Here is a 13,083-nt window from a genome sequence, read left to right as displayed (position 1 = left end):
GGTATATGACTAAAATGAGTGGAACAAAACCACATATCATACAGATAGTTGGATACAAGAACACGGGCAAGACGACCATGACAGCCGCGCTAATTGATCACTTTTCTTCCATGGGACTAAAGGTAGCCGCGATTAAGCATGATGGACACGACCATTTCGAGATAGATCAAGAAGGAACGGATTCGTATCGATTTGGGGAGGCAGGGGCCGCGGCGGTGGTTGTTATGTCAGAGAAACGCACTGCCATTATGGAGCGACAAGCAACCAGGCTGGAGGATATGTTAAGTCGTCTATCCGGGTATGATTGGATTGTTATAGAGGGATTCAAAGAGGCTTCTTATCCGAAGTTGGTGATGGTTCGAGAAGAGAAAGATCTGACACTAGTGGATCGCCTTGAAAGGGTAGTGGGTATGATCTCATGGTTATCTCTAGATCAGGTGATGGAGCTAAGCGGCGTAAACAGGGATATAACATGGTACTCGGTTCATGAAACGGAGTATATAGCCCAAGCGTTGTTACAGATGGTTGAGAGCAAGTGAAGGAAGAATGCTGAAATCGAATCGTGGAAACGTAAAGAAGTGGGACATTATCGTCGCTGCACATGATTGAAACCTGATTGAATGTACAGAGAGCATTATTGATCCATTTCTAATATAACGTAACATTTATTATGTAAACTAAAATTATTGGTGCTTCTTTTCCTTGAATGTTGTAAAAAAACAAAATAAAGCAGCAGACCTTTCTCGGATCGAAGTCCTTGATGCGGTTTGCTGCTTTTATTATGTTAGGAATGTTACATCCCATCGTCAGTACGACGTTCGATGGCTTCGGACATCGTTTTGTCGGTAAGGTGAGCATAGATCTCGGTTGTTTCCGTAGAAGCGTGTCCAAGCTGCTCCTTCGTTTTGTAGATATCATTTTGCAGATAATAGTCGGTTGCGAATGAATGGCGTAATTTGTGTACGGTCAAGAATGGTTTGCCAAAGCGCTTGGCGTATTTCATGATCATGGCCTGAATTGCTCTCTTGGTCATTCGGCTGCCTTCGGAATCTCCGTTGCGCATGGCAATGAACAGACCTTTCTCCCGCTTGGGCGTGCGGTAACGTGATTGCCGCAGGTTCATATAAGTTGCAAGCTCGTCCTTGGCCTGTTCCCTGAAATAAACGGGAGTTTTGTACGTCTCATCATTGTTACCTTTGCGATAAACATACAGGAGTTTGTTGTTCAGATCGAGGTCATCGACGTTCAGGTTCACGACCTCCGACACACGTAAGCCGGAATTCAAAATCAGGCTGGCAATACAGGCGTCCCGTTCTTTGTTGATTTCATGGGAGTACAAGGCCTGCTTATTCTTCTCCATATCGACAGCGTAACCTTCAAGGATATATCCGATAAATTCGAGAAGTTCCTCTTCCTCCAGAATTTTACCTTTGAGTTTGGCAGCGGTGTCCTTGGGTTTATGGGTACGCTTGATCTCGATTTTGGCCATAATGTTCCGCTTCAACAAAGGATAAAAGTCTTCATCTTCCGCAATCTGGCTCAGGTAATGGAAAAGGGAGCGAAGGGAAGAGAGTTTGCGAGAGACGGTAATTCTGGAATTAGTTCCTTCTCGTTTGGTTGTTAGAAATAATCGATAGGCCGTAACCGAATCCATTCGTAGGACTTCAAGTTCAGTCAACGTAACTTCTTTATTAGAGCTTGCGTCGGATAGCCCTTCTGCTCGCAACCAACCGAAGAAAGCTTCGTAATCTCTTAAATATTCGAGCAGGGTAGAGGGGGACAGGTCAGGCAGCTTGTAGTCCATGAATTGCTGAACGAACCAAGGCATGGAAGGTAGTTTGTCATCCAGCTTGCGTCGATCAATCTCTTTTTGCACGTTGGTCAAGTTCGACACCTCCATGTGAAAAACATATAAATTAATATTCAATGTGTTAGTATTCTATGCTCTAGTGTACCATAATTTACATGCTCACAACTTGTTCACTGAAGCAGGCAGCAGGTAGCGGATGCTTCCTTGCCCTTCAGCGCGTAAACCTTTAAAGTAATCAGTATACGTAGAGCAGAGGAGGTGAACCGGATGAATATGCAAATAGAACTGGTTCCCCGGGAACGCAGTCAGGTGATTCGGCATTTAATGCAATTTTATCTCTATGATTTTACCAAATATCTGAATATTGATGTGGACAGTAACGGTATTTTTCCGGAATATCCGGGTTTGGAAGCATTCTGGACAGAAGAGGACCGCAAGTTTCCTTTTTTGATTACAAGTGATGGGGCACCTGCAGGGTTTGCTTTGGTGGAGAAACTGGAGCCTGGAAGTAAGGATAATGACTACTATTTGACTGAATTTTTTGTAATGCAAAAATATCGGCGCAGTGGCGTGGGCACACGGGCAGCCTATGAATTGTTTAAACGTTTCCCAGGAAGATGGAAAGTGACTCAGGTTCGTAACAATGTCATTGCGCAGGCGTTCTGGCGAAAAATTATAGGGGAGTATACAGGAGGCCGCTTTCGAGAAAAGTTCCATCCAGAGCTGGGCAATCCAAGCCAGTATTTTGTAACCTGATCCCAATCGGGGCTTCACTTACATATAAAGTATTTGCATGATTGCTGAAATATTGAAATTTGATAAAGGGAGTGAGTGACATGAACGTACCTACATTCCATCTCGATGGACAGACAGCACTAGTGACAGGCGCGGGGAGAGGGATTGGAAAAGCAATTGCGATTGGACTTGCCCAGTCAGGCAGTGACGTTGTACTTGTATCCCGAACGATGAGAGAGATTGAGGAGACAGCTGCCTACATCTACGAACAGACAGGGCGTAAAGCACTCGCACTAACTGCGGATATGACATCAAGAGAGCAACTGGAAGAGACGTTTCGAGAGGCGATTTCGGAGATGGGCAGTCTGGACATTTTGGTGAATAATGCAGGTATGAACATCCGGACACCCGCACTTGAAGTCACGGACGAGCAGTGGGAGACCATCATGCAAACGAATCTGAAGTCGGCATTCATCGCTTCACAACTGGCGGGTCAGCATATGAAAGAACGTGGGACTGGGAAGATCATCAACATCTCTTCGGTAGGTGGGCACACGGCTCTTCGAACAGGGGTTGTATATGGTGCGACCAAAGCTGCATTAATTCATATGACCAAAGTTCTCGCACTGGAATGGGGCAATTATGGAATCCGTGTCAATTCAGTAGGCCCATGGTATTTCCGAACACCTTTGACCGAAAAGCTGCTGGATGATCCCCAGTATTTGCAGGAAATCGTAAGTCGCACACCGCTTCAGCGAGTGGGAGAACTGGAGGAAGTGGTAGGACCTGTCGTGTTCCTGGCATCGGATGCAGCCGGATACATAACGGGTCAGACGTTATTGGTTGACGGTGGGATGTCCATCTACGGATTCTAGATGAGTTGAGTTGGTAGCAGTCTGGAAAAGTGGGTGGCATAACGAATGTATGGGTAATAACATATTGGAAGATAAAACGTGTCTAAAACTCGCTGAAGTGCATCTTTTACCGTCTTTTCGCCCCCTGCTGCGTTACTTTTTCCTTGACGTGCCCCGGCACAACTGCGGAAAACTTCCTTGTTTGGAACGAAAAATCGGCAAAATTTACTTCTGCGGAGGTTCAGACACGCCCTAATCTGTATTTCTATTTATCTGTACCCAATTCACTGAACTTGGAGGAAGATAACCATGGAAACGCGCAAGTACGGAAATACTGGAATGAACGTAAGTACACTTGGATTTGGCGGAGCGGAAATAGGCAAAAATGTATCCAAAACGGATGTAGCGACATTACTGAACAGTGCGCTGGATGCAGGCTTAAACGTGATTGATACGGCTGAATGTTATGGTGATAGCGAGCAATTAATCGGTGAAGTGCTGTCACATCGGCGTGATGATTACTATTTGTTCACCAAATGTGGACATGCTGCCGGGATCGAAGGTCCCGATTGGGATGCCAAAGTACTGGAGCAAACGATTGACCGTAGTCTTAAGCGGTTGAAAACGGACTATGTGGATGTCATCCATTTGCATAGCTGTTCTGAAGAAGTGCTTCGGCAAGGGGCAGTTATCGAAGTGCTACAGCGTGCCAAGGAAGCAGGGAAAACCAGGTTCATCGGATATAGTGGGGATACAACGGATGCGCTATATGCGATTCAGACCGGAGTATTTGACAGCCTGGAGACCTCATTAAATATCGCAGATCAGGAGGCAATTGAACTTACTTTGCCTGAGGCGAGAAAAAGAAACATGGGTGTCATCGCCAAAAGACCTATTGCCAATGCGGCCTGGACGTATGAAACACTTTCAGAAGAGGCTTATCCATTTATATACTGGAAACGCTTAAGCGAACTTAACTATGGTTTTCTGGGTGAAGATGCCCAGGCAGCGGTGGAAACAGCACTACGTTTTACGCTAAGTACCGAAGGCGTAGACACGGCTATTGTAGGAACAGCCAAGCCCAATCGCTGGCAGCAAAATGCCGATCTTGTGGCTAAAGGGGCACTTCCGCAGAACCTATATGATGAAATTAGAGCACGATGGAACGAAATCGCCGGCGCTGACTGGACTGGCCGGACTTAAAAAATTATAAAAATATGAGTGAAGTGGTCATAGCCCCGTCAAGTAGACAATAAAAAAAGAGAAACTCCATTAAGCGGCGACTTTTTCCCGGAATTCAATTGGGGAGAGGTCGCCGAGTTTGTTTTGGAAACGGTCCTTGTTGTAAAACAACATATACTCTGTAATTTGGTTCCTTGCTTGTTCCAGATTCTGAGGCTTCTCCAAATATAACTTCTCCGTCTTTAAGTGGGAGAAGAACGACTCAATACATGCATTGTCATAGCAGTTCCCACGCCGAGAATGGCTTCCTGTTAGCTTCTTCTCTTCAAGCAATTTGGCATAGCTCTGTGTTGTATACTGGAATCCCTGGTCGGAATGGAGTAAGGCCGGTCCACATTTCAGTTTCTTTACCGTTTCCATCACAAGTTTTAAGTCATTTCGCTCGGAGAGTTCCCAAGCTACAATCTCGTTGTTGTATAGATCCATCACAACCGAGAGATAAGCAAAATCATGCCCGATCCGGACATACGTAATATCCGTCACGAGTTTCTGCACAGGAGCTGCCGCCGAGAATTCCCGATTTAAGACATTACGGAATAGAACTGACGGTTTCCGGCCAGCAAATGGACGTTTCTTGCGAATCACGGAACGAATCTGGAGTTCTCTCATTAAGCGGCGTACCTTTTTGTGATTCACCACGAGGCTTTCTTTTCCTAACGCGGTTCGCATACGTTTGTAGCCGAAATAAGGACGAAGCCGATGAATGCCTAAAATATGTGCTTTTAGATCTGCATCCCGATCTGCTCGTTTCTCTCGGAGAACGATATTCTTCTTCCATTTGTAGTAACCCGCACGAGAAATTTCAGCAATTTTACACAACCAAACCACAGGTGCCCACTTACTTATTTCTCGAATGGACTGGCACCGGGCTTCGAAATCCAGCTTCCCTCTCCGTGCAAATTCGGATTGAGCTTTTTTAGATATTCTACCTGCGCTTTCAGATAAGCATTTTCTTCTTCTGCACTGCTAAAATGCTTCTTCGTCCAACGTCCAGGGTAATCCTCAAAGCTCTCTCCATTTTGGCTTTTCCGTACCCAAGTAATAATCTGGCTCTCACTCTTAATACCAAACTTCTCCATGATCCGACTGTATGTCCAACCTTCTTCCAATCGCAGACGAACAGCCTCTTTCTTCGTTTCTTCACTATATTGATTAAAAGTTTGGCCCTTTTTCGCTGGCATAGCAAAAATCCCCTCCGGTTTTCAGTGTTAAGTTCATTTTAACATGATCTCTTTTTTTCACTGTCTACCTTGAGGGGATAATACCAAAGTCGCCATCAAGGCGGCTTTTTTTTTAGCTAATATATTATATTTTCATCATATGAAAAATTCATAATAATGATTGCACCAGAGACTGCGAAAAATTTCTAGAGAAGAATATCTATACATCAGTCCCCGAAAAACCGATGAGACCGGAGAAAAGAGGAAAAATCCCAAAATTGAGCCATTCAATTTTAGCCAACCGGAAATTTCACGAAAATAAGAAGCTGGTAGAATGATTCGCAAAAATAGAGGTGCCCAGCGTTCGAAATGAAAGAAATAACTACTATATTATAATAATTCAACATATGAAAATTTCAAAATAGAAAGATCATTTTCTCACCTTAGTTCCCACATCACATTGAGATTCGATACCACTCCTTCATGTTAAAAAGGAAAATCATTATAAGCGATAGAAGTCAACAAACTTTTTTACAGATTTCACATGGGATTGAAAATAAATTTTTAGAAATGACGCTTAAGAAAGTACAGCTTAAATTCATCGTCAGAATAAAATAACTTAATATTTATTATGTAAACTAAAATTAATTCTTTTGGTAATGCAGACATAAAACCTCCATGACCTGTAAATCGTAAGGGGATAAGGCAGAAGGAGGAGCTTCATGAAAAGTCAGCTACACGGTAAAAAGGACGACGATAAGCTAAGTTGGGTCAGCCTATCTTTGTTTGGCGCGGGGTGCACGCTCGGAACAGGATTTTTCCTGGGAACCAGTCTCGCGATTCATTGGGCCGGCATATCCGTACTCGTATTATTGGTGCTCGCTGCGGCGGGTACTTACTTTGTATTTGGCGCGCTGGCGCAGATGACAGCAGATGATCCTAAGGAAGGTGCTTTTCGAACCTATGCAGGTGAAGCATTCGGACCTTGGGCTGGTTTTGGAAGTGGGTGGATGTACTGGGCTTCCGAAATGCTCATTATGGGCAGCTCTTTGACAGCACTTGGGCTCTTCTCCCAATTCTGGTTTCCCAAGTTTCCCCTATGGGCATTTGTTGCGATCTATGCTGCTATAGGTCTGTTCATTGCTGCACTGGGAGCGAAGGGATTAACCAAAACGGAGAATATTCTTGCGGTAATTAAGCTTGCCGCAACGGTTGCATTTATAGCTATAGCAGGAGCGGCTTGTCTGGGTTGGTTACCTGTAAAAGTGACGCCAGAACAATTGAAGAATGAATGGTTCCCCCATGGAGGTAAAGGGGTATGGACCGGTTTCATCTATGCATTCTTTGCTTTTGCCGGGATCGAGGTTATGGGCTTGATGGCAGCTAACCTGAAAGAACCGAAAGATGCAGTGAAATCAGGTCGTGTAATGCTATTATCGGTGAGTACACTCTATGTCATTGCGATTGCTTTGATCCTGTTGCTTGTGCCTTCAGCTCAGTTAACTCCAGATGAAAGTCCGCTTGTCAAAGCCATGTCAACCATTGGATTCACCGTAGTGGTCCACATTCTCAACGGAATTCTGATTATTGCTGGATTCTCAACGATGGTGGCTTCGCTATATGCCATTACGTCCATGTTGGTGAAACTCGCAGAAGATGGAGATGCACCGAAGCTGTTTACGAAGACCTGGGGGAAAAAGGACATGCCACTTCAGGCATTATGTTGCACAGCGGCCGGATTACTCCTGTCTACGTTGATGGCATTATGGATGCCCAAGAGTCTGTTTGAATATGTGACGACAGCAGGTAGTCTGGTATTGATGTATACATGGCTGCTTATCTGCATCACGTATATTAAAAAAATGAAGCCTGTGAAGTGGAATCGCATCAAAGTATGGACTGCCATGGTATTAATTGTGGCTGCTGTGGCTGGGACAGCAATGGAAAAAGCCAGCAGAACGGGTCTGCTGGCAAGTGTGGGACTTGTGGTGTTCCTTGGCATCATCACGTATATTGTTCACAAAGTACGTGGCTCCAAACCGCCGCAGTCTGCACCAGCCAAGCCATAAGTAGCTTTCGTGGAGGTTACCCAGCGTACTAAGAGTACGTAATAAGTGTTGTAAGATTATTTCGTCAACTTGCCTAAAGCTTGCTTCATCCGCATGAATGGACACTTGGAAGGTGTCTGCTCATCATCAGGCAGGAAATATTGTTTCCACTCCAGATTATCCTGCTGACCGTACCACATCAGCGAAGGGTGAGCAGGAACAGCATCATAGGCAGCGAGACGTTTGCGGATCAAGGTTTTCATTTTGCGGCCAAGAGGGGTGTTGTCATTGATGGATTCGAATACCCACCGTGGTTGAAAAGCAAACATGAGATAAGGAAAATGTCGGCTAGCTCTGAGTTCATGTGCGGGAGTTGCGCAAAAACAAAAGTAAGGCTCTCCGCCAAAGCAAAACTCCCACGATGAATCATGAGGATCGGTTGAAATATGTTCAGGCCACGGCTCGGTATCGTGTGAACTTACCCGATTAAGCATTTGCCAGAATAAGGTCTGATATTGCTCTACCGTTGTATGATCTTTGAGATCATTTGGCGTCTCACAGATGACCACCATGGAAGCGTAATGACCTGTGTCTCTGGATACAGGACCATACTGTCTAAGCAGATCCGCCATATCTTCGGCAGCTTGTTCAGATCGGGGATCACACGTAAAGCCGAACCTCAAATGTCCTGACAGAAATCCCATTCGTCCAGGTACACATGGATACGTATTATCATCGTCGGCGATCATTTTACCAAATTGCGAATAAGCGTCCTGCTGCCAAGATGGAAGACGCTCAAACAAGGTGTTTATTTCGTCGGCACTATACAGCTCCGCCATTGATTCCCAACTCCATTCCACATGATACCGTTAAAGTATTAATGTGGAGGATGTTGGGTGACTGTCCAGCCTGATTTTGTTGTCAGAAAAATATGGAACGCACAGCTTCGTACCCGAAATACAAACCAAATCCGATCAGGCAGATTCCCGAAATAATGGAGATCCAGCGCAATACGTTCTCACTGCTATGTTTGTGGAATCGACTGGCCATGCCAGCCATAATAACATCCCACAACAAGATGCCAATGAATATGCCTGAACTGTAGAGCAGCAAATGAGCGGTATCCGTATGTTTCACAGTCGTCGCGAGAATGGAGCCATAGATACCAAGCCAAAACAAAATATTCAGTGGATTGGACAGGGCCATCAAAAAGCCGGATATAAACGATTTTCGAACAGTCGCTTCCGCAGTAGATGTACCTTGAATCCCCTGTTTCAGCTTCGAGAGCGTTTCCACTCCCGTGTAAATGAGAATAAAACTGCCGAATGACCAGAGAAAAGAGCGCATAAACGGCGTGTCCAGAAAATGGGCAACTCCAAAATAAATCAATAGCATATACACCAAGTCTGCAAACATGGCGCCGAGTCCTAAAATCCATGCGTGCATGAATCCGTGCCTGGCTCCGCGGTCAAGTTGAGCGGCGTTAATCGGACCGATTGGAGCAGACAATGAGATTCCCAGAATAATATAACTGAACAGTACAGACATAAACACGTTCACTCCTTAACGGGTTCGATGAATTGTACCAGTTCTCACAGAAAATGGGTACAAGTCATCGTATTCCCGCAAGGAGTGAATTAGAACAAACTATTTATATCATATTGCCTATGGCCTTGTTAATCTATTGAAGATTCGACATCCAATTGAATTGGAGTACAGTGGTAGCCGTTGCACGAACTTTCCTCACAAGGACAAGCGGAGAGCCCAATTGTAAGGTCCATTAATGCCTCCATTTCGATATAATCACCTGCACGTGAGTCGGGTGCTACAACATCAATTTTGCCTTGACTGTCTACAACAGATTTCATAAACAGATTAAACGGATAGTGTTGATCCGGTGGTAAGATGCCGAAGGGTTCCAGTGCCGTATTCAGATTGTGATAACAACTGGCGTGATCCTTTTTGTCGTATAACACCTCATACATCTCTGGGCGACAAGCAGAGTTGAAGAAATCATGTACCCCAACGGTGTCACGGACAATCTTAAGTAAGGGTTGATATTGATTGGAATACACAAACTGTCCCGGCTTGATCCTGTAAGTGCGCAATACATCCATTGTCACGCCCGGGTCCAAGCGATGGTTAGCATCTTGCGCATCGTATGCCACAAAATCAATGACTTGCTGCCCCTCCAGATCTGTTATACGTAATAAAGAACCCTTGCTTACTTTTAGGGCATATCCCGTTTTGGGAGGGATACGAAAAGACTGTTTATGAGGCTGTTTGGTATTCATTCGTCACATTCCTCCGCTATTTTTTGCTTTCAGTATGCGGAGCAAACGAGGCTTTCATGCACTATTTTGGCAACACATCATACTCAGGTGGGTAACGTTCAATGATAAAGGTAGATACACGCTGAACGTTCTAAGCTGGAAACATTGGATTACCTTTCATCCCGATCCAGAGATCTGATTGTTCCAGCTGTGCAGCTAGATGTAATAACCAATCCTCACGTCCCTTGGTTGCCATCACTTGAACGCCCATTGGCAAACCTTCAGGTGTCATATGCAGAGGTAAACTTATCGCAGGCTGACCTGTTAAATTCGCGAGCTGGGTGAACGGAGTATACGTAAGACTTGGCTCAAACATCTCATAGATGAGTTGCTGCTGCTGGGTCTTGTCCAATTCACTAATCCGCATGAGATTACGAATCTGTTCGTCATGAGGTGTCAACTCTCCAATCTTAGGTGCAGAAAAAGCATTAACGGGTGTGACGTAGAAGTCATAGCGCTCAAACAAAGTGGACATCTGAGCGGCAGCTACATCCCATTCAGCCAGACTATGAACAAATTCCGCAGCGGACACCTTTTTTCCAGCTTCAGCCAGAACCCAGGATTCAATCTCCATATCATCGGAAGTCAGCGCCCGGCCCATGGATCGTTCCATGGAAGAGATCATCGCGGCCATCTCACCGCTGTTCATCATATAGTAGTTCTCCATCAACCGGACTCCGTTCACCGGACTCAGTTTTTCTTCAACATGATGACCTTGGTCTTCCAACCAGCGAACGAGCTTATATACCGATTCTTTGGCTTCTGCGCTGACAGGTGTGCCGACAGGCGAATCCGTTGTATACGCAATTTTCAGTTTGCGTTGATGTGGATAGCTCATATCTGCCAAGTAACTGCCTGGAAAGAGTGGAGCATGAAATGCAGCTTCAGGCTGAATGACTTGCAAAGTATCGAGCAGGGCTGCACTGTCCCGAACCGAGCGGGATAGTGCAAAATCAATCGATGCGCCTTGCCATTGACGACCAACTCCCGGTCCTACAGGTGTGCGTCCGCGGGTTGGTTTCAATCCAAACAATCCGCTAAATGAAGCGGGAATACGGATTGAACCGCCTCCGTCACTGGCTCCGGCAAGAGGGACAATACCCGAAGCTACAGCGGCGGCAGCACCGCCGCTTGAACCCCCTGGGGAGTGATTGATATTCCATGGATTGCGAGTTGGCCCATGAAGACGGGGCTCGGTAATATTTTTCAAACCAAATTCAGGCGTATTGGTATGTCCTATGATGATAAAGCCTGCATCACGCAGTCGAGTGACAAAATTGGAATTGCGTAATGCGCGATGCTCGCTGAACAAACGTGAACCTGAAGTTAGAAATTCACCTTCCAAGGATTGCGAAATATCTTTCAGAAGCAGGGGCACACCGGCAAATGGTTGTTCTCCAGGGCGAACCAAGCCGGCTTCCTCCCGTGAACGGGTTTCATATGTACGAATGACCGCATTAAGCTGCGGATTGACTTCTTCAAGGCGTGCAAACGCCGCTTCCAGCAAGTCAACCGGGGATACTTCCCGGGATCGGATCAGTTCAGCCAAACCTACGGCGTCGTATGAGGTATATGAGAATGAAGACATTAGTGATCGTTCCTCTCTGAATATAGTTCATCTGTTATTCCATATGTCATCGTACCACCGGATTAGATAAAAGACAAAACATAGAAGGGACGTAGTGCGATGAATTGGATATTCGCTATGAGGGGATGGAAAAGAGCAGAAGATTGGAGATATTAGTAGTGGAAATAAAAAACCACTGCTCATCAAATGCGATGTGCAATGGTTTTATTTTATATTTGATTATTTGTTTAAATGTGATCCTCGGATATATCCGCTTATTCAGTTCGAAGCTTAGGTGCTGCATCGGACGCAGTTGATGATCGTTCCTGCTGTCTGGAGATGGCGAAGAGGACCACCCAGATCAAGATAAAACCAAGCAGTTGCTCCCATGTAATCAGCGTACGGAAAGCAATCCAGTTCACCAACACACCCGCCATCGGGAAGCTAAGTTCCGCGAGAGTTGCAACAGAAGCTTTGGTCGACGACAGACCTTTATAATATAACAGAAGACTGAGCAAACCTGGTAACAATGCCTGACCAAGAATGTTGAGGATAACAGCAGTCTGTTCACCCGTTCCGGACGGAAACGTCCATGCTGCACCTTCGTTCCACGTCATAAAGATCAGGAGTGGGAGAGCAACGACGAAGCGAAGGGAGGTGACTGTTTCGTACCGCGCCTGTCCTAGCATCAGTCGGCCCATGACGGTTGAGCCTCCCCATAAGGCAGCAGCCCCAAGGGATAACAAGCTGCCAGCATGAATCCAGTTGTCCCAGTTACCTAGTGGCAGTGTAAAGCCAAATGTAAGCAGGTACGTTCCTGCTAATGCTATGAAGAACAGTCCGCCGAAGCGACGTGGTAACGTTTCTTTCAATAACAGCTTAGCAAGTACAATGGCGAAGAGTGGTTGCATTTTTTGCAATAAAAGTACAGTGTTCGGATCGTTATGTGTAAGTGCCATGGTGAACAATACCGTTGCGAGCGCTGATCCTCCCCATGAGATAAAGATCACGGCAATCCAGTGGCGAGCGCGCAGGTTTTTCAGATCAGCCCGGAATTTCCACAGCACGGGAATCGCTATTAGACTAACGATGATATGTTCCACCAGTACAATCTGCGTGGATGTCATCGTATTAAGCAAAATAATGCGGAAGAGTGGATCCACACCCCAGAGGGCGGCGCCGAGAACAACAAGCCAGAATCCGGTATTACTTCGTTCTTTGCGGTAAACGGTTGATGCAGATGATGTCTTTTCCATATTCAGGACTCCTTCGTCAGAACACGGAATCTTCAGTTGGCAAAATCGACAAAAGCCCCCGTTTCGGTATATACCAAA

The 13,083-nt window shown here is 45.6% G+C and carries 12 protein-coding genes; 5 read left to right on the top strand and 7 right to left on the bottom strand.

Annotation, left to right across the window (positions count from 1 at the left end):
* Positions 1-5 precede the first annotated feature (5 nt).
* Entirely contained in the window at positions 6-539 is a 534-nt protein-coding gene (gene mobB / locus HF638_RS15465; protein ID WP_169481004.1) for a molybdopterin-guanine dinucleotide biosynthesis protein B, read from the top strand.
* 254 nt (positions 540-793) lie between these two features.
* Here mobB and xerS read toward each other — a convergent pair whose 3' ends face one another.
* Positions 794-1,900, bottom strand: a complete 1,107-nt coding sequence (gene xerS / locus HF638_RS15460) for a tyrosine recombinase XerS (protein ID WP_169481158.1) — start codon at positions 1,898-1,900, stop codon at positions 794-796.
* A gap of 177 nt (positions 1,901-2,077) precedes the next feature.
* On the opposite strand from xerS, the gene HF638_RS15455 reads away from it, so the two are divergent.
* From HF638_RS15455 to HF638_RS15445, 3 genes are all read left to right on the top strand, one after another.
* Entirely contained in the window at positions 2,078-2,566 is a 489-nt protein-coding gene (locus HF638_RS15455) for a GNAT family N-acetyltransferase (RefSeq protein ID WP_145148348.1), read from the top strand.
* An 80-nt stretch (positions 2,567-2,646) separates the two neighbouring features.
* Positions 2,647-3,420, top strand: coding sequence for an SDR family NAD(P)-dependent oxidoreductase (locus HF638_RS15450; protein ID WP_169481003.1), 774 nt, complete (start codon positions 2,647-2,649; stop codon positions 3,418-3,420).
* Between the two features lie 288 nt (positions 3,421-3,708).
* Positions 3,709-4,602: an aldo/keto reductase gene (locus HF638_RS15445; RefSeq protein ID WP_169481002.1), complete on the top strand. Its 894-nt coding sequence runs from the start codon at positions 3,709-3,711 to the stop codon at positions 4,600-4,602.
* Positions 4,603-4,671: 69 nt separating this feature from the next.
* Here HF638_RS15445 and HF638_RS15440 read toward each other — a convergent pair.
* Positions 4,672-5,822, bottom strand: a protein-coding gene (locus HF638_RS15440; RefSeq protein ID WP_169481001.1) for an IS3 family transposase whose coding sequence is annotated in 2 segments (ribosomal slippage) — positions 4,672-5,561 and positions 5,561-5,822 — 1,152 coding nt in all. Because the reading frame shifts where the segments join, the coding sequence is not laid out codon by codon here.
* Positions 5,823-6,523: 701 nt separating this feature from the next.
* On the opposite strand from HF638_RS15440, the gene HF638_RS15435 reads away from it, so the two are divergent.
* A complete protein-coding gene (locus HF638_RS15435) occupies positions 6,524-7,870 on the top strand; it encodes an amino acid permease (protein WP_169481000.1) in 1,347 nt (448 codons plus the stop codon).
* Positions 7,871-7,926: 56 nt separating this feature from the next.
* Here the strand turns inward: HF638_RS15435 and HF638_RS15430 are convergent, their stop codons facing one another.
* The 5 genes from HF638_RS15430 to HF638_RS15410 all read right to left on the bottom strand — a co-directional run bounded on the left by HF638_RS15430 (position 7,927) and on the right by HF638_RS15410 (position 13,005).
* A complete protein-coding gene (locus tag HF638_RS15430) occupies positions 7,927-8,688 on the bottom strand; it encodes a YqcI/YcgG family protein (RefSeq protein WP_062834847.1) in 762 nt (253 codons plus the stop codon).
* A gap of 82 nt (positions 8,689-8,770) precedes the next feature.
* Positions 8,771-9,397 carry a LysE family translocator gene (locus HF638_RS15425; RefSeq protein WP_062834846.1) on the bottom strand — a complete coding sequence of 209 codons (627 nt, stop codon included), beginning with the start codon at positions 9,395-9,397 and terminating at the stop codon, positions 8,771-8,773.
* 128 nt (positions 9,398-9,525) lie between these two features.
* On the bottom strand, positions 9,526-10,143 hold the full coding sequence (locus HF638_RS15420) for a DUF1989 domain-containing protein (protein ID WP_211175667.1): 618 nt from the start codon (positions 10,141-10,143) through the stop codon (positions 9,526-9,528).
* A 130-nt stretch (positions 10,144-10,273) separates the two neighbouring features.
* A complete protein-coding gene (locus HF638_RS15415; protein WP_169480999.1) occupies positions 10,274-11,770 on the bottom strand; it encodes an amidase in 1,497 nt (498 codons plus the stop codon).
* 254 nt (positions 11,771-12,024) lie between these two features.
* Positions 12,025-13,005, bottom strand: coding sequence for a DMT family transporter (locus HF638_RS15410; RefSeq protein ID WP_169480998.1), 981 nt, complete (start codon positions 13,003-13,005; stop codon positions 12,025-12,027).
* Between the last annotated feature and the right edge of the window lie 78 nt (positions 13,006-13,083).

This window comes from Paenibacillus sp. SZ31 (assembly GCF_012912005.1).
Classification (GTDB): Bacteria; Bacillota; Bacilli; order Paenibacillales; family Paenibacillaceae; genus Paenibacillus.
Note: the sequence above shows the minus strand (reverse complement) of the source record. Positions and strands in the feature narration are given on the sequence as shown.

Bases quoted from the DNA above. Each gene is read 5' to 3' on its own strand.
- HF638_RS15445 (WP_169481002.1), top strand. From the start codon at position 3,709: ATGGAAACGCGCAAGTACGGAAATACTGGAATGAACGTAAGTACACTT.
- mobB (WP_169481004.1), top strand. From the start codon at position 6: ATGACTAAAATGAGTGGAACAAAACCACATATCATACAGATAGTTGGA.
- HF638_RS15430 (WP_062834847.1), bottom strand. From the start codon at position 8,688: ATGGCGGAGCTGTATAGTGCCGACGAAATAAACACCTTGTTTGAGCGT.
- HF638_RS15455 (WP_145148348.1), top strand. From the start codon at position 2,078: ATGAATATGCAAATAGAACTGGTTCCCCGGGAACGCAGTCAGGTGATT.
- HF638_RS15420 (WP_211175667.1), bottom strand. From the start codon at position 10,143: ATGAATACCAAACAGCCTCATAAACAGTCTTTTCGTATCCCTCCCAAA.
- HF638_RS15450 (WP_169481003.1), top strand. From the start codon at position 2,647: ATGAACGTACCTACATTCCATCTCGATGGACAGACAGCACTAGTGACA.
- xerS (WP_169481158.1), bottom strand. From the start codon at position 1,900: ATGGAGGTGTCGAACTTGACCAACGTGCAAAAAGAGATTGATCGACGC.
- HF638_RS15410 (WP_169480998.1), bottom strand. From the start codon at position 13,005: ATGGAAAAGACATCATCTGCATCAACCGTTTACCGCAAAGAACGAAGT.
- HF638_RS15415 (WP_169480999.1), bottom strand. From the start codon at position 11,770: ATGTCTTCATTCTCATATACCTCATACGACGCCGTAGGTTTGGCTGAA.
- HF638_RS15425 (WP_062834846.1), bottom strand. From the start codon at position 9,397: ATGTCTGTACTGTTCAGTTATATTATTCTGGGAATCTCATTGTCTGCT.
- HF638_RS15435 (WP_169481000.1), top strand. From the start codon at position 6,524: ATGAAAAGTCAGCTACACGGTAAAAAGGACGACGATAAGCTAAGTTGG.